At 62.2% G+C, this 20,525-nt stretch carries 21 protein-coding genes; 15 read left to right on the forward strand and 6 right to left on the reverse strand.

The features are described from left to right. Positions 1 to 8 precede the first annotated feature (8 nt). Positions 9 to 1,601 (reverse strand): ABC transporter substrate-binding protein, encoded by a 1,593-nt coding sequence (locus QRN10_RS12275; RefSeq protein ID WP_181076275.1) that lies wholly within the window; start codon positions 1,599 to 1,601, stop codon positions 9 to 11. Between the two features lie 458 nt (positions 1,602 to 2,059). On the opposite strand from QRN10_RS12275, the gene rpmB reads away from it, so the two are divergent. Both rpmB and rpmG read left to right on the forward strand, forming a co-directional pair. Next, the gene (gene rpmB / locus QRN10_RS12280; protein ID WP_181076277.1) at positions 2,060 to 2,293 is read left to right on the forward strand and encodes a 50S ribosomal protein L28; all 234 of its coding nucleotides are present in this window, start codon (positions 2,060 to 2,062) and stop codon (positions 2,291 to 2,293) included. 11 nt (positions 2,294 to 2,304) lie between these two features. Next, positions 2,305 to 2,460, forward strand: coding sequence for a 50S ribosomal protein L33 (gene rpmG / locus QRN10_RS12285; RefSeq protein ID WP_003176906.1), 156 nt, complete (start codon positions 2,305 to 2,307; stop codon positions 2,458 to 2,460). Positions 2,461 to 2,531: 71 nt separating this feature from the next. Here the strand turns inward: rpmG and QRN10_RS12290 are convergent, their stop codons facing one another. Beyond that, positions 2,532 to 2,894, reverse strand: a complete 363-nt coding sequence (locus tag QRN10_RS12290) for a cupin domain-containing protein (RefSeq protein WP_285428465.1) — start codon at positions 2,892 to 2,894, stop codon at positions 2,532 to 2,534. A gap of 230 nt (positions 2,895 to 3,124) precedes the next feature. On the opposite strand from QRN10_RS12290, the gene QRN10_RS12295 reads away from it, so the two are divergent. After that, the gene (locus tag QRN10_RS12295; protein WP_285428466.1) at positions 3,125 to 4,618 is read left to right on the forward strand and encodes an aldehyde dehydrogenase; all 1,494 of its coding nucleotides are present in this window, start codon (positions 3,125 to 3,127) and stop codon (positions 4,616 to 4,618) included. A gap of 148 nt (positions 4,619 to 4,766) precedes the next feature. Beyond that, a complete protein-coding gene (locus QRN10_RS12300) occupies positions 4,767 to 5,912 on the forward strand; it encodes an MFS transporter (RefSeq protein ID WP_285428467.1) in 1,146 nt (381 codons plus the stop codon). Here the strand turns inward: QRN10_RS12300 and QRN10_RS12305 are convergent. Beyond that, positions 5,909 to 7,474, reverse strand: coding sequence for a phospholipase D family protein (locus tag QRN10_RS12305; RefSeq protein ID WP_181076576.1), 1,566 nt, complete (start codon positions 7,472 to 7,474; stop codon positions 5,909 to 5,911). The genes QRN10_RS12300 and QRN10_RS12305 overlap by 4 nt on opposite strands. Before the next feature lie 243 nt (positions 7,475 to 7,717). Here QRN10_RS12305 and QRN10_RS12310 point away from each other — a divergent pair, with 243 nt between their 5' ends. The 4 genes from QRN10_RS12310 (at position 7,718) to QRN10_RS12325 (ending at position 12,150) form a co-directional block, all read left to right on the forward strand. Continuing rightward, entirely contained in the window at positions 7,718 to 8,368 is a 651-nt protein-coding gene (locus QRN10_RS12310) for a DUF1120 domain-containing protein (RefSeq protein ID WP_253509786.1), read from the forward strand. A 121-nt stretch (positions 8,369 to 8,489) separates the two neighbouring features. Then, the gene (locus QRN10_RS12315; protein WP_285428468.1) at positions 8,490 to 9,194 is read left to right on the forward strand and encodes a fimbria/pilus chaperone family protein; all 705 of its coding nucleotides are present in this window, start codon (positions 8,490 to 8,492) and stop codon (positions 9,192 to 9,194) included. Next, complete coding sequence (locus QRN10_RS12320) at positions 9,194 to 11,620, forward strand: fimbria/pilus outer membrane usher protein (protein ID WP_285428469.1); 2,427 nt, start codon at positions 9,194 to 9,196, stop codon at positions 11,618 to 11,620. The genes QRN10_RS12315 and QRN10_RS12320 overlap by 1 nt, the downstream gene beginning before the upstream one ends. Next, complete coding sequence (locus QRN10_RS12325) at positions 11,620 to 12,150, forward strand: DUF1120 domain-containing protein (RefSeq protein WP_285428470.1); 531 nt, start codon at positions 11,620 to 11,622, stop codon at positions 12,148 to 12,150. The genes QRN10_RS12320 and QRN10_RS12325 overlap by 1 nt, the downstream gene beginning before the upstream one ends. Before the next feature lie 3 nt (positions 12,151 to 12,153). Here QRN10_RS12325 and QRN10_RS12330 read toward each other — a convergent pair whose 3' ends face one another. Beyond that, positions 12,154 to 13,572 (reverse strand): aminotransferase-like domain-containing protein, encoded by a 1,419-nt coding sequence (locus QRN10_RS12330; protein ID WP_181076287.1) that lies wholly within the window; start codon positions 13,570 to 13,572, stop codon positions 12,154 to 12,156. 166 nt (positions 13,573 to 13,738) lie between these two features. Here QRN10_RS12330 and QRN10_RS12335 point away from each other — a divergent pair, with 166 nt between their 5' ends. After that, a complete protein-coding gene (locus QRN10_RS12335) occupies positions 13,739 to 13,963 on the forward strand; it encodes a DUF1127 domain-containing protein (RefSeq protein ID WP_285428471.1) in 225 nt (74 codons plus the stop codon). Here QRN10_RS12335 and QRN10_RS12340 read toward each other — a convergent pair whose 3' ends face one another. Then, positions 13,964 to 15,256 carry an NAD(P)/FAD-dependent oxidoreductase gene (locus QRN10_RS12340; RefSeq protein WP_502941401.1) on the reverse strand — a complete coding sequence of 431 codons (1,293 nt, stop codon included), beginning with the start codon at positions 15,254 to 15,256 and terminating at the stop codon, positions 13,964 to 13,966. It lies immediately after the preceding gene. Between the two features lie 115 nt (positions 15,257 to 15,371). On the opposite strand from QRN10_RS12340, the gene QRN10_RS12345 reads away from it, so the two are divergent. Then, positions 15,372 to 15,725, forward strand: coding sequence for a YkgJ family cysteine cluster protein (locus tag QRN10_RS12345; protein ID WP_253509781.1), 354 nt, complete (start codon positions 15,372 to 15,374; stop codon positions 15,723 to 15,725). On the opposite strand, the gene QRN10_RS12350 is transcribed toward QRN10_RS12345, so the two are convergent. Beyond that, positions 15,722 to 16,210, reverse strand: coding sequence for an Lrp/AsnC ligand binding domain-containing protein (locus tag QRN10_RS12350; protein WP_003176896.1), 489 nt, complete (start codon positions 16,208 to 16,210; stop codon positions 15,722 to 15,724). The genes QRN10_RS12345 and QRN10_RS12350 overlap by 4 nt on opposite strands. Positions 16,211 to 16,365: 155 nt before the next feature. Between QRN10_RS12350 and dadA the strand changes: the two genes are divergently transcribed. From dadA to QRN10_RS12375, 5 genes are all read left to right on the forward strand, one after another. Further along, a complete protein-coding gene (gene dadA, locus QRN10_RS12355) occupies positions 16,366 to 17,667 on the forward strand; it encodes a D-amino acid dehydrogenase (RefSeq protein WP_181076294.1) in 1,302 nt (433 codons plus the stop codon). Beyond that, positions 17,639 to 17,992, forward strand: a complete 354-nt coding sequence (locus QRN10_RS12360) for a RidA family protein (protein ID WP_181076295.1) — start codon at positions 17,639 to 17,641, stop codon at positions 17,990 to 17,992. The genes dadA and QRN10_RS12360 overlap by 29 nt, the downstream gene beginning before the upstream one ends. Before the next feature lie 79 nt (positions 17,993 to 18,071). Then, positions 18,072 to 19,145, forward strand: coding sequence for an alanine racemase (gene alr / locus QRN10_RS12365; RefSeq protein WP_181076296.1), 1,074 nt, complete (start codon positions 18,072 to 18,074; stop codon positions 19,143 to 19,145). 114 nt (positions 19,146 to 19,259) lie between these two features. Continuing rightward, on the forward strand, positions 19,260 to 19,808 hold the full coding sequence (locus QRN10_RS12370) for a cupin domain-containing protein (protein WP_005792468.1): 549 nt from the start codon (positions 19,260 to 19,262) through the stop codon (positions 19,806 to 19,808). 181 nt (positions 19,809 to 19,989) lie between these two features. After that, a complete protein-coding gene (locus tag QRN10_RS12375; RefSeq protein ID WP_305437754.1) occupies positions 19,990 to 20,400 on the forward strand; it encodes a c-type cytochrome in 411 nt (136 codons plus the stop codon). Positions 20,401 to 20,525 lie beyond the last annotated feature (125 nt).

The following is a 20,525-nucleotide window of genomic DNA, read 5'->3' on the forward strand; positions in this document are numbered from 1 at the left end:
GCACAGGCTCAAGGCTTGACGCTGACCTTGGAGAAGTCCTGGCGCCCGAACGGGCTGACCTGATACCCCTCGACGCCTTTGCGCGTCAGGGCGAAGGCGGTGGGGTGCGCCAGCGGCAACCAGAGCGCCTGTTGCTGGATCTGGGCCTGGGCCTGTTGATACAGCTTGCTGCGCACGCCTTGTTCGCTGGTGGTCTTGCCAGCATTGATCAGCTTGTCCAGGGTTGGGTCGCAATAGCGTGCGAAGTTGGTGCCGGACTTCACCGCTGCACAGGAAAACTGCGGGGTCAGGAAATTGTCCGGATCGCCGTTGTCGCCGGCCCAGCCCATGAACAGCAGGTCGTGCTCGCCGGCCTTGGCGCGGCGGATCAACTCGCCCCATTCGATGACGCGGATCTCGGCCTGGATGCCGACCTTGGCCAGATCGGCCTGCAGCAATTGCGCGCCCAGGTTGGGGTTGGGGTTCAGCAAGCTGCCGGTAGGGCGCGTCCAGATCGTGGTTTTGAAGCCATCCTTGAGGCCGGCGCGGTCCAGCAACGTCTTGGCTTTGGCGAGGTCTTGTGGATAGCCCGGCAACTCCTTGGCAAAACTCCAGGTGTTCGGCGGGTAAGGCCCGTTGGCGGCTTCGGCGGTGCCTTCGAACACGGCTTTGAGGTAACTGCCCTTGTCGAATGCCAGGTTGATGGCCTGGCGCACTTCGGGTTTGTCCAGCGGTGGATGCTGGCTGTTGATGGCCACAAAGGCGGTCATGAACGCGGCGGTTTTCTCGATTTTGAGGGCGGCATCCTTTTCGGCTTGCGCCACATCCAGAGGCTTGGGCGACAGGGCGATCTGGCATTCGTCGCGGTGCAACTTCTGCAGTCGCACATTGGCGTCCGGAGTGATCGCGAAGATCAAGTTATCCACAGCCGGTTTGCCGGCGAAATAATCCGGGTTGGCTTTGTAGCGCACCACGGCGTCTTTCTGAAACCGCACGAAAACGAACGGGCCGGTGCCGACAGGGTGGCTATTGAGCTTTTCCGGCGTGCCGGCCTTGAGCAGTTTGTCGGCGTACTCCGCCGGGTAGATCGAGGCGAAGCCCATGCTCAAGGCCGCAAGGAACGTGGAGTCGGCGTGGTCCAAGGTGAAGCGCACGGTGAGTGGGTCCAGAGCATCGATCTTCTTGACCAGAGCGGGCAATTGAAGCGATTGGGCATGGGGGAAACCGCTCTGGGCGATCTTATGCCAAGGGTTGGCCGGGTCGAGCATGCGCTCGAAGCTGAAGCGTACGTCTTCGGCCGTCAGCGTCCGGCTCGGTGTGAAATACTCGGTGCGGTGGAATTTCACATCGGGATGCAGCTTGAAGGTATAGGTCAGGCCGTCGGGCGAGACTTCCCAGCTGTCGGCCAGGCTTGGCACGAGCTTGCCGCTGGCGGCGTCGTAGTCGACCAGACGGTTCATCAGCACGTCGGCCGAGGCGTTGGTGGTGGTCAGCGAGTTGTACTGCACCACATCGAACCCTTCGGGGCTGGCCTCGGTGCAGACGCTCAGATTACTGGCGGCAGAGGCCAGCGGCGCAATAAAGAGAGGGGCAAGCAAGAGAGGCAGGGCTGCGAGGCGCATATTCGGTTTCCTTTGCAGATCGTAGGCCCATCTGCGAGTGCAGTCTGGAAAAGTCCTACCGTAGAGGTCTGATTGATAAATGACTAGCCCATTTTTGCCTGTGCTTTTGCGGCAAATGCTGTTTTGATGGCGCCTCGGTTCGTTTCGCCGTGCGCTCGGCACCGTGCATGAGGGCATAAACTGATTCTGTGCGACGAGCGGTCAGCGGTAAGGGCGGCCCCTCCTGGCAGCGGTTCGGGCGCCAGTGGCGTTGAATTAAGCTGGGAAAAATACACGGGCTGTTGTTGCGCCTGGGTCTTTCTGGTATAAAGCAGCGCTCTTTTCTAGGGGCCCGGTTCCTTCGCTTGTAGGTGTAGCCGGTAAGACCCTAAAGAAACGCGGCGCCTGGCGCCAAATGACTGAGAGATTAAGCGGCCAACCCATGCCGGGTTGGGCATGTGGTTTTAGAGGGCTGAGGCATGTCGAGAGTCTGTCAAGTTACCGGTAAGGGTCCGGTGACTGGGAATAACATTTCCCACGCAAATAACAAAACCCGTCGTCGTTTCCTGCCGAACCTGCAGCATCACCGCTTCTGGGTTGAAGAAGAGAAACGTTTCGTGCGTCTGCGCGTATCCGCCAAAGGCATGCGTATCATCGACAAGCGTGGCATCACTGCCGTGCTGGCCGACATCCGCCGCGCTGGCAAGGTTTGAGGAGCTATATCATGCGTGAATTGATTCGAATGATCTCTAGCGCCGGTACTGGTCACTTCTACACTACCGACAAGAACAAGCGTACTACCCCGGACAAGCTCGAAAAGAAAATGTTCGACCCGCGCGTTCGCAAGCACGTGATCTACAAAGAAGGCAAAATCAAGTAATTGATTTGCTTCCTTGTGAAAAAAAGCCCGTATCTCACGATACGGGCTTTTTTTTGCGTCCGATTTATTGATCAGGCTTTCTGTTCGAATACCACATAGATCTTGCGGCAAGGTTCGAGCACTTCCCAGGTTCCGCTGAATCCGGCGGGGATCACGAAACGGTCACCGGCGCGCAAGGTCTTGGCGTTGCCTTCGCCATCGCGCAGCACCGACACACCCTGCACGATTTCGCAGTACTCATGCTCGGTGTAATTAACCACCCATTGCCCCACTTCACCTTCCCAGACGCCCGCATTCATCTGGCCGCAGGGGCTGTTGTAATGGTTGTAGACGGTCTGCTCGGGATCGCCCTTGAGGATTTTTTCTGCGGCAGGGCGGTAGCGGTCTGGGGCGGTGTTGGCCTGGCTGAAGTCGACGATGTCCTGGATGCTCATATGCGTGTCCCGTCTGGCCTGCGGTTGGAGAGCCCAAAGTCTATGTTTATTAAAATGAACATCGCAAGGGCGTTTGCCGCCGTTATGTCAAATATATTGAAACATCCCTGGCCGCTGGTTTAGGGTGGCAGCTGCCTTTGAGCCGAGCAGTTGGCTGGCGGGCAAGAATTCTTTGAGGCTGCCGGGCGACATCACCTGGCCCTCGTATTCAATAAGAGGAGGACACTCGCATGACCACCCTGACCCGTGCCGACTGGGAACAACGCGCCAAGGATCTGAAGATCGAAGGCCGCGCCTATATCAATGGCGAGTACACCACCGCCGTTTCCGGCAGTACCTTCGAGTGCATCAGCCCGGTGGACGGCCGCCTGCTGACCACCGTTGCCAGCTGTGACGCCGACGATGCCCAGCGCGCCGTGGAAAACGCCCGCGCCACCTTCAATTCCGGTGTGTGGTCGCGCCTGGCACCGGCTAAACGCAAAGCCACCATGATCCGTTTCGCCGCGTTGCTCAAAGCCAACGCCGAAGAGCTGGCGCTGCTCGAAACCCTGGACATGGGCAAGCCCATCAGCGATTCCCTGAACATCGACGTGCCCGGTGCCGCCAACGCCTTGAGCTGGAGCGGGGAAGCCATCGACAAGATTTACGACGAAGTGGCGGCCACGCCTCATGACCAGCTGGGTCTGGTGACCCGTGAGCCGGTCGGCGTGGTGGGCGCCATCGTGCCGTGGAACTTCCCGTTGATGATGGCCTGCTGGAAACTCGGTCCGGCGCTGTCCACCGGTAACTCGGTGATCCTCAAGCCGTCCGAAAAATCTCCGCTGACCGCCATCCGCATCGCGGCCCTGGCCGTTGAAGCCGGTATCCCGAAAGGCGTGTTCAACGTTCTGCCAGGCTACGGTCACACTGTGGGTAACGCCTTGGCGTTGCACATGGATGTCGACACGCTGGTGTTCACGGGCTCCACCAAGATTGCCAAGCAACTGTTGATTCGTTCCGGCGAATCGAACATGAAGCGCGTATGGCTGGAAGCGGGCGGCAAGAGCCCGAACATCGTGTTTGCCGACGCTCCGGATCTGCAGGCCGCCGCCGAGTCGGCCGCCAGTGCCATCGCCTTCAACCAGGGTGAAGTGTGCACCGCCGGCTCGCGCCTGCTGGTGGAGCGTTCGATCAAGGACACCTTCCTGCCCCTGGTGATCGAGGCCCTCAAAGGCTGGAAGCCCGGCAACCCGCTGGATCCGGCGACCAACGTCGGTGCCCTGGTGGACACCCAGCAGATGAACACGGTGCTGTCCTACATCGAGGCGGGCCACGCCGACGGCGCCAAGCTGGTGGCGGGCGGCAAGCGCACCCTGGAAGAGACCGGCGGTACCTACGTCGAGCCGACGATTTTTGACGGTGTGACCAATGCGATGAGAATCGCCCAGGAAGAAATCTTCGGTCCAGTGCTGTCGGTGATCACCTTCGACAGCGCCGACGAAGCGATCAAGATCGCCAACGACACCCAATACGGCTTGGCCGCGGCGGTGTGGACTGCGGACATCTCCAAGGCGCACCTGACCGCCAAGGCGCTGCGCGCGGGTAGCGTGTGGGTCAACCAGTACGACGGCGGCGACATGACCGCGCCGTTCGGTGGCTTCAAGCAATCGGGTAACGGTCGCGACAAGTCGCTGCATGCGTTCGATAAGTACACCGAGCTGAAGGCTACCTGGATCAAGCTCTAAGCACCCCTGCAGGCCAAATGTGGGAGCGGGCTTGCCCGCGAATGCGGTATGACAGTCGCCGTTGTCGCGTCTGATACAGCGCATTCGCGAGCAAGCCCGCTCCCACACTGTTTTGTACGAACCCGTAGATATCCACAGGAGCGTGGCAATGCGTTGGGCGACTTACTTTGCCGTCCTGGCTTCGGTACTCAGCGTGGGCCTGGCGCTGGGCGTCAGCATGCCGCTGGTGTCCTTGCGCCTGGAAGGCTGGGGCTATGGCAGCTTCGCCATTGGCGTAATGGCGGCGATGCCAGCATTTGGTGTACTGCTCGGCGCCAAACTCTCCAGTCGCCTGGCGGCGTGGCTGGGCACCGCCAACCTGATGCGCCTGTGCCTGTGGGCCGGTGCGGTGTCCATCGGGTTGCTGGCGATCCTGCCCAGTTACCCGGTGTGGCTGGTGCTGCGCTTGATGATCGGCGTGATCCTGACCATCGTGTTTGTCCTCGGCGAAAGCTGGATCAATCAATTGGTGGTCGAGCAGTGGCGTGGACGGCTGGTGGCGTTGTACGGCTGCAGCTATGCGTTGAGCCAGTTGTCGGGGCCTTTGTTACTGGGCGTGATCGGCACCGGGCATGACTACGGCTTTTGGGTCGGCGTGGGGCTTCTGACGGTTGCGCCGCTGCTGTTGCTGGGGCGCTCCGGCGCGCCCACGGCCGAAGCGTTCAGCGTCACCTTTGTCGACCTGTGGCGTTTTTGCCGCAGCCTGCCGGCGATTGCGTGGGCGGTGGCGCTGTTTGCTGCGTTCGAAGCAATGATCCTGACGCTGCTGCCGGTGTATTGCCTGCAGCAGGGGTTCACCGCTGAAATTGCCCTGGCGATGGTCAGCGCCGTTGTCGTTGGCGATGCGCTGCTGCAGTTGCCCATCGGCGCGCTGGCCGATTACCTGCCGCGCCGAACATTGTTTCTGGGCTGTGCGCTGCTGTTACTGGTGTCGAGCCTGGCAATTCCTGCGTTGATGCACACGCTGTTGATCTGGCCGGTGTGGGTGCTGTTCGGCGCCAGTGCCGGCGGATTGTTCACGCTGTCGTTGATTCTGATCGGCGAGCGCTATCGCGATGATGCGCTGGTGCGGGCCAATGCCCATATCGCGCAGCTGTGGGGTATCGGGTGTCTGATTGGGCCGCTGGTGGCCGGCGCCGGCAGCCAGTGGATCAGCGGACACGCGCTGCCGTTGCTGATGGCGGCCGGGGCAGTGGGGCTGGTGCTGCTGTTACTGCGCCAAGGCGCTTTCGGCGCCACACAACCGTGTTCTTAAAGCATGCGCTCCAGGCCCACTGAGGTGGCGAACCATGCGTTGAAACGCCGCCACCAACTGCCTGGCTCGCGCGTCAGGGTGTGCAGTTGGCCGTTATCCTCGGTTACCCACACCACCTGGCCGTCTTGCAGTTTCGCCTCATAACTGAGTGCTGGCGCCATGCCCTGCAGCGCCAGGTTACGCACGTGCTCGGCCAGTTCGGGGCTGTCCACCAGCACGCCGACTTCGGTGTTCCACAGCACCGACCGTGGGTCGAAGTTGAACGAGCCGATAAACGATTTTTCGCGATCAAAGATCATCGCCTTGCTGTGCAGGCTCGAATCCGAACCGCGGAACGTGCCGCGCCGGAACAGGTGCGGTCCGCTGCCGGCGCTGGGGTCGCCGGGTTGACGGCGCAATTCGTACAGCTTTACGCCGTGTTCGAGCAACGCTTTGCGGTAGGGCGCGTAGCCGCCGTGTACGGCCGGCACGTCGGTGGCTTCCAGGGAGTTGGTCAACAGGCGCACCGAAACCCCGGCGTCGGCGCGTCCAGTCAGGTACACCAGGCCGGGCTGGCCGGGCACAAAATACGCTGAGATCATCACCAGTTCGCGGTTGACTCGTTCCAGCTCCGGCGCCAGTTGGGTGGTCAGCAGCAGTTGCGGGTCCGGGTCCGCCTTGGCCAGCACCTTGCTCGGTGCGTCCCACAGCGCCTGGTTCCAGGCCCAGATCAGTTCGCGGCGCCAGATGTCCATGCGTGGCTGAGTCTTGTAGGTGCGCAAGCGGTTGTACAGCGCGTGGTTCTGCTGGCGTGATTCGGCGAGCGACGCCTCCAGGCGCACGCGTGCGACGGCCAGGTCGCCTTTTGACGGCGGGTTGGAAACGAAGTCGTCGATGGGCTTGCTCAGGGCGCTGTTCCAGTACTGATCGAAGCTGTGCCCCAGTTGCTCGGCCACCGGCCCCACGCTGAGCATGTCGATGTCGGTGAAATTCAGATTGGGCTCGGCGTCGAAATACTCATCGCCCAGATTGCGCCCGCCGACAATCGCCACGCTGTTGTCCGCCAGCCACAATTTGTTGTGCATGCGTCGGTGTTGCAGCGACAGGTTGAACAGGCGCCCCATGGCCCGCGTGGCCCCCGTGCTCCGTCCCAGATGCAGCGGGTTGAACAGGCGAATCTCGATCTTGGGGTGGGCGGCGAGGGTGGCGATGATCTGGTCGAGGCCGTCGCTGGTGGTGTCGTCCAGCAGGATGCGTACGCGCACGCCACGGTCGGCGGCCTTGAGCAGCTCGTCCACCAGCATGCGAGTGCTGATGCCGTCGTGCACGATGTAGTACTGCAGGTCGAGGCTGGTCTGGGCGTTGCGGATTAGTTCGGCGCGGGCCATGAACGCTTCGCTGCTGTTGGGCAGCAGGCGAAAACCCGAACGGCCCTGGTAAGGCGCGGCCTGGGCCTGGATCGAACGGCCGAACGAAGACGCCGTCGCGGGCAGGGCGTCGCTGGGGATGCGCGGGGCATGCACCGTTGCGCAGCCAGCCAAGGCCAGGGCGAGTACCAATGTGAACAGCTGGGCAGGTCGCAATCTCAAGGGGATGTGTCTCGCTGAGGGGGCGCGGCGTTGGACAACACGCTTTGCAAAATGTCATGGGCGTTGATTGGAACGCGCAGGCTGATCAGGCAGCACACTTGCCTTTGATTTGGAGACATTCCCTACAGATCAGCGCGGGGCGCTGCCCGGATTATTTCGACGTCGCCGATGCCCCGCGGCGCATCTGTGCCTACGGGGTGCGGCGCGTCCGACTAATCCAATCAAGAAAAAACCAACATGAAAAAACAACCTATCTTGACCGCCCTCATCATCGCGATGGCGCCGCTTGCGGCCAATGCCGCCAGTGTCGACCTGACCGTCAGCGGTACGGTCGTGCCCACCTCCTGCGTACCGTCCTTTGCGGGCGGCTCCCATGTGAACCTGGGCCAGGTCGAAGCTTCCCGTTTGAACCAGGAGCGCCAGACCGATCTGCCGCCGCGCGATATCAACCTGATCATTGCCTGCGACGCCCCGGCGCCGGTGGAAATTGCCGTCGTGGATAACCGCGCGGAAACCAAGGCCCCCGGCATGCTCTTCAAAAACAACCCGAGCGTGGGCCTGTATTACGGCCTGGGCAGTGTCCAGGGCGTGCCGATCGGCGGGTTTGGTCTGTCGGTGGGGCAGCCCACCACCGACGGCACGGCCCAGACGTTCCTGGTGCGTACGCCGGAAAACCCGGTATGGCGCGTGCCGACCAGCGGCCTGGTATCCAATTCGCCGACGTCCTACTCCTGGGGTGAGAGTGCGGCCTCGGGCCCGGTTGCAGCCCGTTTGCACGCATTTCCGATGCAGGTGCTGCCAGCGATTCGCCGTGCGTCGGCGCTGCCGGAGACCACTGATTCGTACGAGCTCTCCGGGTCCGTCACGTTTAACGTCTTCTACCTCTGAGGCAGTGCGCGCCAGGCATGACGGGGCGCTGACCCGGTCGGCCTGAATACGCGACTCAGCCAAACGAAACACGTCGGGCGGCATGGCTGTTACGCCGCCTTGACGTGCCCTGGAGCACTGCATGAAATCCCATGATTGTTTTCGCGCGTTGAGCGCCGTTGCCCTGTCGTGCCTGGCGTTTGCCAGTCTGTCGACGATGGCGGCAGGCATGGTGCCGCAAACCCCGGTTGTCATCGTGGACGAGGCGACGGGGGACGCTACGTTGATCGTCAAGAACACCGATGACCAGCCGGCGTTGCTCTACAGCAGCATCGAACACATCGCTGAGGACCCGGCACCGATCCTGTTGCTGACGCCGCCTGTGATCAGGGTCGAAGCCGGGCAGAGCCAGCAGGTCAGGTTTGTCCTGCACAGCGAAACGCCACTGACCACCGAGCGCCTCAAGCGCGCGGTATTCGAGGGCATCAAGCCGCGCCAGAGCGCCGAGGGTGCCCATGTGAGCCTGGGCGTACGGCAGAACATCCCGGTGATCCTGCGGCCCGCCAACCTGCCCATCGAGCGCGCGCCCTGGAAGCTCTTGGTCTGGCGCGTGACCGAGGGCAAGGTACAGGTGAGCAATCCCAGCCCCTATGTGGTTCGTTTATCCAAATCCGTCAGCCTGCTGCCGGGTGGCGAAGTGCTGGACCTGGGGCGCACTTATATTCTGCCGGGGGAGGTGCTGACGCCGGCAGGTGACGCTTTCCTGGGCACCCACGTGCGACTGTTCCCGGCGACCACTTATGGGTTCGCGGTCAGCAGCCATGACGCGCCGCTGAGCGCGCAGTAATGCCACGTGGGTTTGGCCCTTGGCCGGTCTCGCGCCTGGCGGTGGCGATGTTTATCGGCACAACAGCGAATGCATTCGGTGAAACAGCGGTGGAATTCGACCTCTCGGTGGTGCAGGCGCGCGGCCTTGATCCGAAGCTCGCCGAGTACTTTAGAACAGCCCCGCGCTTCACCGCCGGGCAAAGTCGGGTCGCCCTGAGGGTCAACGGTGTGTCCGCCGGACAGGTGCTGACCACCTTCGATGAGCAAGGCCGGCTGTGCCTGGATGCCGCGCTGCTTGAGCAGGCAGGTATCGATGAGGCGTTCATACCGTACGCCGCGTCGACGCAATGCGCGATGCCGGCCGAGACGCTTGCCGGCGTACAAGTGCAGCTTGATCCTGGCACCCAGCAGGTGTCGTTGCTGGTGCCCACGGGACTGCTGCGCAACGGCGCGCGCGCGTCCAAAACCTGGACGACGGGCGGCACGGCCGGGGTGGTGAACTATACGGCGCTGGTGTCCGCCAGCGCAGGGCCTGCCTATTCCAGCCAGTTTCGTCACGTGGGGGTGGAATGGGGCTTCAACGCCAATGATTGGGTGGTGCGCAGCCGCCAAAGTTACACCCGATCGAACGACGCCTCGCAGGTCGAAAACCTTTACACCCACGCCTCAAGGACCTTGGAGCGCTACCAGGCCACTGTCCAGGTGGGCCAGCTCACACTGCGCTCGCCGCTGTTTGCAGGCGGGGCCTTCACCGGGATCCAGATGTTGCCCGAAGCAGGCCTCGCCCAACGGTTCGATGGGCAGTTGGGCGATGGCACGCAGGTCGAAGGCATTGCCTACGGGCCTGCCCGTGTCGAGGTGCGTCAAAGCGGTGCGCTGATCCACACCACGCTGGTTCCCAGCGGGCCTTTCGTCCTGCGCGATGTGCCCCTGCTGAGCGGGCGGCTGGACCTTGAAGTCAGCGTGATAGAGGACGGTGCCGAGCCCCGCCGTTTCTGGGTGCCCGTCGACAGCCTGCGCCCACTGGCGATTGCGGCGTCCCCCGGGTTTGCCCTGGCGGCGGGGCATGTTCGCCGATTTGCCGACGATACGCGCGAAAAGCCGTCGTTTGCGGTCGGTAGCAAGGATTGGCTGTTGAGCCCTTCGACGTTGCTGACGGGAGGATGGATGGGCGCCGGTGACTATCAATCCCTCGGCCTTGGCGTTCAGCACGCGTTGGGCCGCGACACCACGGTGAGCGCGCAGCACCTGGGCTCTCATGTCGCGACGGCGGGGGCGGGGCACAGTCTTAACGCTGCCGTGAACACATCGCTCGGCGCCGGTGTTTCCGCCGGCTTGACCTGGACGCGACGCAGCCAGGGGTTTCGGGCTCTGGATGACGTCGCGCTGGATGCCCGCGATAGCAATCCCTATGAGCGGGCGGAGCAACAATGGGGGACGTCGTTGAGCTATTCCGATCAGGCGTGGGGTGCCCTGACGTCTTCCGTGTCGCAGTACCGCCTGGCGGGCGCCGCAGATCGCACGAGCGTGAATGTCGCCTGGTCACGCGCCTTTGCCGACGCCAGCCTGTCGTTGAGCGTTCGCCATGACAGCGGCGGCGATGACCGGGGGATCGGTGTCTACACAAGCCTGACCCTGCCGTTCGGGCATCGCCGCGTGAGCGTTTCGGCGCGCCATGACGAGCGGCAGGGCACGCGCACCGGCGCGCGTTACAACGAGCACATCAGCGATACCGCCAGCTACAGCCTTGCCGCGGATCGCAGCGATACCGGCCGCACCGATCTTTCCGCGCGCCTGAGCCTGCTGCCGCGCTACACCAGTGTTGAGCTGGGGCATGCGCGCGGCGGTCTGGGGCAACGCAGCTATGACCTGTCGCTCAATGGCGGCCTGGCGCTGCACGCGCACGGCGTGACGCCTTCGCCATACGCCGTGCGCGATACATTTGGTGTGATCAAGGTCGGCGAGGGCGCCGGCGTCAAAGTCAATACACCCCAGGGGCCGGTCTGGACCGATAGCTCGGGGCATGCCGTGGCGGCGAGCCTGCCGGCATTTTCCGCGAGCCGGTTGGAGGTCGATCCTCGCAGCCTCAAACGGAACACCGACGTGCTCAATGGGTTCCGGGAGATCGAGGCCGGGCGTGGCGCTGTGCCACGGGTCGAATTTGCCCTGGCCAGTGCCCGGCGCCTGTTGCTGCGCGTGCGCACCGACGCGGGGGGGTGGGTGCCCAAGGGCGGCGCGGTGTATGACAGTGCCACGGGTGCCTACCTTACCAACGTGGTTGACGCCGGTCTGGTGTACCTGGCCGACGCACCGGAGCAATTGAAGCTGTACGTCTCCATGGCCGACGACCGGCGCTGCGTTATCGAGTTGGATACCCGGCGCATTGCGCAAACCGCGGCGCCGTATCAAAGCGCCGAAACGACCTGTAGCCAAAGGAGCCCGTAATGGCAGGCACAACGATGAAGGGCGTCCTCTGCGCCGTGGCGCTCTGCTACGGCCCGGCTGCGCAAGTCCAGGCTGAGTGCAGCTTGCAGTTGAGTTCGCCTCAGGTGGTGTTCGAACCAGGCCCGCGTTCGGCGCTGCGACCCGGCAGCGCTGGCGGTGACCTGAGTTTTGGCGTGCGGCGTGTGTGGTTGAATGCGCAGTGCCGGCAATCGCAGCCGATGAGCTTGCGGTTCGAGGCTCCTGCGGCGAACGCCCAGGCCTATCGCTTCGGCGTGGGTCGTTTGCAGGTGCGCGTGCGTGCCGCGCGAGTGGATGGGCGCTTGATCGAAGACTGGCGCGGCGCGGATGCAGCTGCACGCGACAACGTATTGCGCCCAGGCGACCGCGTGCGGCCCTGGCACAATGGCCAGGCGCTGGCAGGTCGCCATTTGCAGTTGGAGCTGGAGGTCGAGCCGCTGGTGCCTCGGCAGGCGGCGAATGTCAGGGATATCACGCGGTTTGCAACAGTGGGGCGCTTTGAGCTGGAGTGAGGGTCAGTCGCTTGCCAGCATCGCCGTCGCGGCCGCTCCGACCTTGCGCACCGCTTCTTCAATCTGCGGGGTGGGTTTGGCCGAGTAATTCATGCGCAGGCAATTGCGGTACTTGCCCGACGCGGAAAAAATGCTGCCGACCGCCACCTGTACCCCTTGCTGCATCAACGTGCGGTTGAGCTTGAGGGTATCGAAGCCCTCCGGCAGTTCTACCCACAGCATAAAGCTGCCCTGTGGCCGACTGGCGCGTGTGCCAGCCGGGAAATAGCGGCTGACCCAATCGAGCATCAGGTCGCGATTGCGCTGATATTGCGTGCGCATCCGCCGCAAATGCGGTTCGAAGTGGCCACCCTTGAGAAATTCCGCGATGGCGATCTGCGGCTGCGTGGCGGTGGAACCGGTGCTGATGTATTTCATGTGCAGCACGCGTTCCAAATACCGGCCCGGCGCAACCCAGCCAATGCGCAGGCCTGGGGCGAGGGTTTTGGAGAACGAACTGCACAGCAGCACGCGACCGTCTTCGTCGAAGGACTTGATCGTGCGCGGGCGCGGGTAGCTGTAGGCCAATTCGCCATACACATCGTCTTCGATGATGGCCACGTCAAAGCGCTGGGCCAGGGTCAGCAGCGCGCGTTTGCGCGCTTCCGGCATGATGTAGCCCAAGGGGTTGTTACAGTTGGGGGTCAGCTGGATGACCTTGATCGGCCATTGTTCGAGGGCCAGCTCCAGGGCTTCGAGGCTGATGCCGGTGAGCGGATCGGTGGGGATCTCCAGGGCTTTCATGCCCAGCCCCTTGAGGGTCTGCATGGCGCCATGGAAGCTCGGTGAGTCCACCGCGACGATGTCGCCCGGCTCACAGATGGCGTGGATGCTGGCCGATAACGCTTCGTGGCAGCCGGTGGTGATCACGATGTCTTCGGCGCCCAGTTGGCAGCCGGAATCCAATGACAGCCGGGCGATCTGCTCGCGCAGTTCCATACAGCCCAGGATGTTGTCGTAGTACAACCCCGGCAGATCCTGGCGCCGGCTGACGCGGGCCAGGCTGCGCAGCAAGGGTTTGAGGGTGGGCGACAGTACATCGGGCATGCCACGGCCCATCTGTATGACGTCTTTGCGCGGCACAGCGCGAATCAGTTCCAGCACCTGGTCCCACTGGGAGATTTCCACCGGGCGCTGTGCCGGCCGTCCTACCTCCGGCAACGCAGGCAGCTCACGGCTCGCGGGCACGAAGTAACCAGACTTGGGTTTAGGTGTCGCCAGGCCGTGGTCTTCCAGCAGGCGATAGGCCTGTTGCACGGTGCTCAGGCTCACCCCATGTTCCACGCTTAACGCCCGTACGGAGGGCAACCGGTCGCCTGGGCGATAGAAGCCTTGTTCGATGCGAGTGCCCAGCAGCTCGGCGAGGTTGACGTAGAGGGTCATGGCGGTCGCTCCAGGGGAACAGTACAGATCCTGGGAAAATACAGGATTCAACCTTCAAGTGGCAGTATCTGTATGGATTTAATAAGCGCTTGTTGAATCTGTAATGGTTTGGTCCGCTCGTTCATTCTAGTCACTTATGGCAACCGACAAATGAGGGGCAGCAAAAATGAACGGTATGAGCGATGTGCGCCTGAGGTTATACAGTCAGGAGCTGGAGGCTGACCAAGCTCGGGCCGCAACGCCGGGCGATATCAGCCGTTGGGGGCTGTTCTGGCGCCGTCGCCACACTCGCAAGGCCTTGCTGCACTTGACCGGCGAGCAACTGCGCGACATCGGCTTGAGTAACGAACAGGCGCTGGAGGAAGGCCTGAAACCGTTCTGGCGTGATTGATCAGACCAGCTCTTTGAGGCGGTGCCAAAGCATGCCCAATGCCAGCAGCGGCGAGCGCAGATGCTTGCCGCCGGGAAAGGTCATGTGCGGCACCTGGGCGAACAGATCGAAACGCCCGTGCTGCTGGCCGCTGATTGCTTCGGCCAGCAGCTTGCCCGCCAGGTGTGTGGCATTGAGGCCATGGCCGGCGTAGGCCTGGGCGTAATACACATTGGGCTGATCGCTCAGGCGCCCGATCTGCGGCAGGCGATTGGCGCCGATGCCGATCATGCCGCCCCATTGATAATCGATCTTCACGTCGGCCAGTTGCGGGAACACCTGCAGCATTTTCGGACGCATATACGCGCCGATGTCCTTGGGGTCCCGACCGGAATAATGGCAGGCCCCGCCGAACAGCAGGCGCCGGTCGGCCGACAGGCGGAAGTAGTCCACGGTCACCCGCTGATCGCAGACGGCCATGTTGCGCGGCAGTAATTGAGTGGCCTGGGCCTGGCTCAAGGGTTCGGTGGCGATGATGTAGCTGCCGGCGGGCAGTACCTTGCCGCTCAGATGAGGGTTGAGGCCATTGAGATAAGCGTTGCAGGCCAACACCAGCGTCTTGGCGCGTACCGTGCCCTGGGCGGTGTGGACTTGGACTTCGGGGCCGTAGTCGATACGCGTCACTGGCGATTGCTCGAACAGCTTTACGCCTTGTTGCGCGGCGGCGGCGGCTTCGCCGATAGCCAGGTTCAGCGGATGCAGGTGGCCGGAGCCCATGTCGATCATGCCGCCCACATAGCGCCCTGAACCGATCACACTGTCCATTTCGTTGGCTTGCAGCAGGCGCACTTCATGACGATAGCCGAGGCTGCGCAGTTCTTCGGCATCTTCGGCCAGGCCTTGCAGGTCGCGAGGTTTGTTGGCGAGGTCGCAATAGCCCCACGTCAGGTCGCACGCGATCTGAAAGCGTTCAACGCGCTCGCGCACGATCTCCACGGCCTCAAGGCCCATCAGTTTCATCTGTCGGACCCCGTCGGTGCCGATGATGCTGGCGAACTGGTCCAGGCCATGACCGACCCCGCGGATCAATTGCCCGCCGTTACGCCCGCTGGCGCCCCAGGCGATTCTGCGGGCCTCCAGCAGCACCACGCTGAACCCGCGCTCGGCCAGTTCCAGGGCGGTATTGAGTCCGGAAAAGCCACCGCCAACCACACACACATCGGCTGTCACCTCGCCCGTCAGCGCCGGGTGGTCGGGCTGCGGCAGGCTGCTGGCGGCGTAGTAGGAATCAGTGTGGCGGGCGCTTGTGATCATTTGGAGCATCCCTGTTTGGAAAATTTGACGCAGGATACAGCGGTCGGACGATGCTGTCTGCGCAGGGCAATTTGCGGCAGAATCCACGCCTGTTCGCCGTGGGGTACGTGTTTCGATGAGTTGCAACCGTCAGAAGATCAGCGCATTGCGCCGTCAGATTCCTTCGTTCGAATGTGTGCCGGGGTGCCATGACTGTTGTGGGCCGGTGACCACCTCGCCCGAAGAAATGTCGCGCCTGCCGCGCAAGACTGCTGCCGAGCAGGAGGCCGCCATGGACGAGCTGAACTGCGTTCATCTGGGCCCCACGGGCTGCACGGTGTATGACGAGCGGCCGCTGATCTGTCGGCTGTTCGGCACCACCGAAACCTTGCCATGCCCCAATGGCCGTCGGCCGGTGGAGCTGATTCACCCACGGGTGGAAAAACAGATCCACGAATACATGGCCAGCACCCGGCAGGTATTGGTTTAGTCCGGGATCGGCAGGTTAAGGCTCTCTTTAACCTCTTCCATCACGATGTAGCTCTTGGATTCGCGCACGTGGGGCAGCTTGAGCAGGATGTCGCCCAGTAATTTACGGTAGGAGGCCATCTCGGAAATCCGCGCCTTCACCAGATAGTCAAAGTCACCGGATACCAGGTGGCACTCCAGCACATGGGGCAGTTTCAGCACGGCGCGGCGGAACTCCTCAAAGGTGTCGCCGGACTTGTAATCCAGGCTGATCTCGACAAATACCAGCAAACTCCCCTTCAAGTGCTGCGGGTTGAGCCGCGCGTTGTAGCCCATGATGATTCCCTCGCGCTCCAGGCGCCGTACGCGCTCGGTGCAGGGTGTGGTCGAGAGGCCGACTTTTTCCCCCAGCTCAGTGAACGAGATGCGCCCATCGGTTTGCAGGATGCGCAGGATATTGCGGTCGATCTTGTCCAGCTCCCGCTTGGTCTGGGTGTTGGTACGCATAGGGGATACGCCTCTGTTAAAACGGTTTTTGCCGAGAATTGTCGCCAAATATAGGCATTTATATAGTGAAATGCACTGGCGATTGCTTTTTATACTGCGCCCATCATTGCTCGAATAACACACGTCGGCGGCCAAGCCGCGATGAGGATATAAAAATGCGCGTTCTGGTCTTGGGTAGCGGCGTCATTGGGGTAACCAGTGCGTACTATTTGGCGCGGGCCGGTTTTGAAGTGGTGGTGGTCGACCGCCAGCCCGCCGCTGCCATGGAAACCAGTTTCGCCAACGCCGGCCAGGTGTCCCCAGGCTATGCCTCGCCCTGGGCCGCGCCGGGCGTGCCGCTCAAGGCAATCAAATGGCTGCTGCAACGCCACGCGCCATTGGCGATCAAAGCCACCGCCGATATCGATCAATACCTGTGGATGGCCCAGATGCTGCGCAACTGCACCGCCAGCCGGTATGCGGTGAACAAAGAGCGCATGGTGCGTTTGTCCGAATACAGCCGTGATTGCCTCGATGAGCTGCGCGCCGAGACCGGCATTGCCTACGAAGGCCGAAGCCTGGGGACCACCCAACTGTTCCGCACTCAGGCGCAGTTGGACGGCGCCGCCAAGGACATCGCTGTACTCAAAGAGTCCGGTGTACCGTTCGAGCTGCTTGATCGTGCTGGCATTGCCCGCGTGGAACCTGCTCTGGCCAGCGTCACCGACATCCTCGCCGGTGCTCTGCGCCTGCCCAACGACCAGACCGGCGACTGCCAGATGTTCACGACGCGCCTGGCCGACATGTGCAGGCAATTGGGCGTTGAGTTCCGCTTCGAACAGGATATCCAGCGCCTCGACCACGCGGGCGAGCGCATCAACGGTGTATGGATCGACGGCAAGCTGGAAACAGCCGATCGTTATGTCCTCGCCTTGGGCAGTTATTCGCCGAAGTTGCTCAAGCCGCTGGGTATCAAGGCACCGGTGTACCCGCTCAAGGGTTATTCGTTGACCGTGCCGATCACCAACCCGGCGATGGCGCCCACCTCGACCATCCTCGACGAGACCTACAAGGTCGCGATTACCCGTTTCGACAACCGCATCCGCGTCGGTGGCATGGCTGAGATCGCCGGTTTTGACCTGTCGCTGAACCCGCGCCGACGCGAAACCCTGGAGATGATCGTCAACGACCTTTATCCTCAAGGCGGCGATCTGGCCCAGGCTTCGTTCTGGACCGGCCTGCGTCCGACCACGCCCGACGGTACGCCGATTGTCGGTGCCACACCGTTCAAGAACCTGTTCCTGAATACCGGCCACGGCACCCTCGGTTGGACCATGGCCTGTGGCTCCGGTCGTTTGCTGGCCGACCTGATGGCCAGGAAAACCCCGCAGATCAGCGCCGCGGGCCTCGATATTTCCCGTTACGGCAACCACCAGGAGTCCGCAAAACATGTCAATCCAGCGCCAGCTCACCAATGAGCGCATGAGCCAGATCGTTGTTCACAGCGGTACCGTGTACCTGGCCGGGCAAGTCGGCGATGACATGAGCGCCGGGATTGAACAGCAGACTCGCGAGACGCTCGCCAATATCGAGCGCTTGCTGGACCTGGCCGGCACCGACAAAACCAGACTGCTGTCGGTGACGATTTACCTGAAGGACATCGACGCCGATTTCGCCGGCATGAATGCAGTGTGGGACGCGTGGCTGCCCAAAGGCGTTGCCCCGGCACGCGCCACCGTTGAAGCCAAGCTGTGCGAACCGCACATCCTGGTAGAGCTGTCCGTGGTGGCCGCGCTGCCTTAGATTCAGATCCCTCTCCCGGCGCCGAGGCTGTTGATCGGTGCCGGTTTTTTTTCACTCCGCCGCCTAGAAGCCTGCCGCCATGCGTCCAGCCCGTGCCCTGATCGACCTCCAAGCCTTGCGCCACAACTACCAATTGGCCCGTGAAGTCACGGGCGCCAAGGCGCTTGCCGTGATCAAGGCCGATGCCTACGGCCATGGCGCCGTGCGGGTGGCCCAGGCGCTGGAGGCGCAGGCCGATGGTTTTGCCGTGGCCTGCATCGAGGAAGCACTGGAACTGCGTGCCGCCGGCATTCGTGGGCCGGTGCTGCTGCTGGAAGGCTTTTTTGAAGCCGACGAGCTACCGCTGATCATCGAGCATGATTTCTGGTGTGTGGTGCATTCGCTGTGGCAACTGGAAGCTATCGAACAGGCTCGCTTGAGCAAACCGCTGACCGTGTGGTTGAAACTGGATTCGGGCATGCATCGTGTCGGCCTGCATCCCAAGGATTATCACGAGGCTTACCAACGCCTGCTGGCCACCGGCAGCGTTGCAAAAATCGTCTTGATGAGCCACTTCGCACGTGCCGATGAGCTCGATTGCGTGAGCAGCGATGAGCAAGTGGCGGTGTTTGACGCGGCGCGCCAGGGCCTGGCGGCCGAGGTGAGCCTGCGCAATTCGCCGTCGGTGATGGGCTGGCCGAATGTGTCCAGCGACTGGGTGCGCCCCGGCATCATGCTGTACGGCGCCACGCCGTTTGGCGAAGACCAGGCCGTGGCCGCGCGCCTGCAGCCGGTAATGACCCTGGAATCGAAAGTGATCTGCGTGCGTGAGCTGCCGGCGGGTGAGCCAGTGGGCTACGGCGCCAGGTTCATCACGCCCAAACCCATGCGGATCGGTGTGGTCGCCATGGGTTACGCCGATGGCTACCCACGTCACGCTCCCACCGGGACGCCAGTGCTGGTGGCTGGGCAGCGCAGCCGGTTGCTGGGGCGCGTGTCCATGGACATGCTTTGTATCGACCTGACGGACGTGCCTCAGGCCGGCCTGGGCTCGACGGTGGAGTTGTGGGGAAAAAACATCCTGGCCAGCGACGTCGCCGTCGCCGCCGACACCATCCCCTACCAGATTTTCTGCAACCTGCGGCGGGTGCCAAGGCTCTACTCCGAGGCCTGAGCGCCGTTACGAATGGAGCTGGTCGGGATTTAGGCCAAAGTGTTGTAAATACTGAACGCTGTCGCCATGATAACGCTCAATTACAACAAGCCTGAATCCTAGGAGGCACCTGCATTGGACGTCGGCGAACGACTGCAATCCATCCGTAAACTCAAAGGTCTTTCCCAGCGTGAGCTCGCCAAGCGCGCGGGTGTCACCAACAGCACCATTTCGATGATCGAAAAAAACAGTGTCAGCCCCTCGATCAGCTCCTTGCGCAAGGTGCTGGGCGGCATTCCGATGTCCATGGTCGAGTTCTTTTCCGAAGAGATCCTCCAGGAAATACCGACGCAGATCGTCTATAAAGCCAATGAGCTGATCGATATCTCCGACGGCGCGGTCACCATGAAGCTGGTGGGCCGGGCGCACCCCAGCCGGGCTATCGCGTTCCTCAACGAGATCTATCCGCCGGGCGCCGACACCGGTGAGGAAATGCTCACCCACGAAGGTGAGGAAACCGGGATTTTGCTTGAGGGCCGCTTGGAGTTGGTGGTCGGTCTTGAAACTTTTGTGCTCGAAGCGGGCGATAGCTACTACTTTGAAAGCACCAAGCCCCACCGTTTCCGCAACCCGTTCGACGTGCCGGCGCGACTAATCAGCGCAGCCACACCCGCGAACTTTTAACACAAGAGGCGTCCTGCCAGCGTTGCAGAGCCGCCCGTGGCAGTATCCGCGAGGCTGAATCTCCCTTTATTTAATAGGGTTGTTTCGGCCAGGCGGGCTAACCGTTATACTTTCGCCGCCTGCGAAACCGTGGCCGCAGGCGTGAATAGCCACCATTGAGGGTGAACGCGTGAACCTAATTATGAAAATGCTGGCTGCACCAGCAACCGTACTGGCCCTCTGGGCTGTCAGCGCTCAAGCTGCGACCAACGATGAGATCGCCAAGCGCCTGGAGCCTGTCGGCCAGGTGTGCGTCCAGGGCCAGGAATGCAAGGGCATGGAGGTGGCCGTGACGGCGGGCGGCGGCGGTGCGAAAACGCCGGATGACATCATCGCCAAGCATTGCAATGCATGCCACGGCACAGGTTTGCTGGGCGCGCCGAAAATCGGCGATACCGCGGCCTGGAAAGAGCGCGCCGATCACCAGGGCGGCCTTGATGGCATCCTGGCCAAAGCCATTACCGGTATCAACGCCATGCCGCCCAAAGGTACCTGCGCCGATTGCTCCGATGAGGAGCTCAAGGGCGCCATCAAGAAGATGTCCGGTCTGTAACCCGGCTAGCTTCGCCAAAAATGCCGCTTCCGAGCGGCTTTTTTGTGCGTGCAATTGATAGGTCGAGGCTGGTTATTGCAGCAAAGACCCTGCAAGCTCGGTCCAACTCCAATTCATGGAATGTC

The organism is Pseudomonas sp. lyk4-R2A-8 (genome assembly GCF_030209095.1).
GTDB classification, from domain to species: Bacteria; Pseudomonadota; Gammaproteobacteria; order Pseudomonadales; family Pseudomonadaceae; genus Aquipseudomonas; species Aquipseudomonas quebecensis.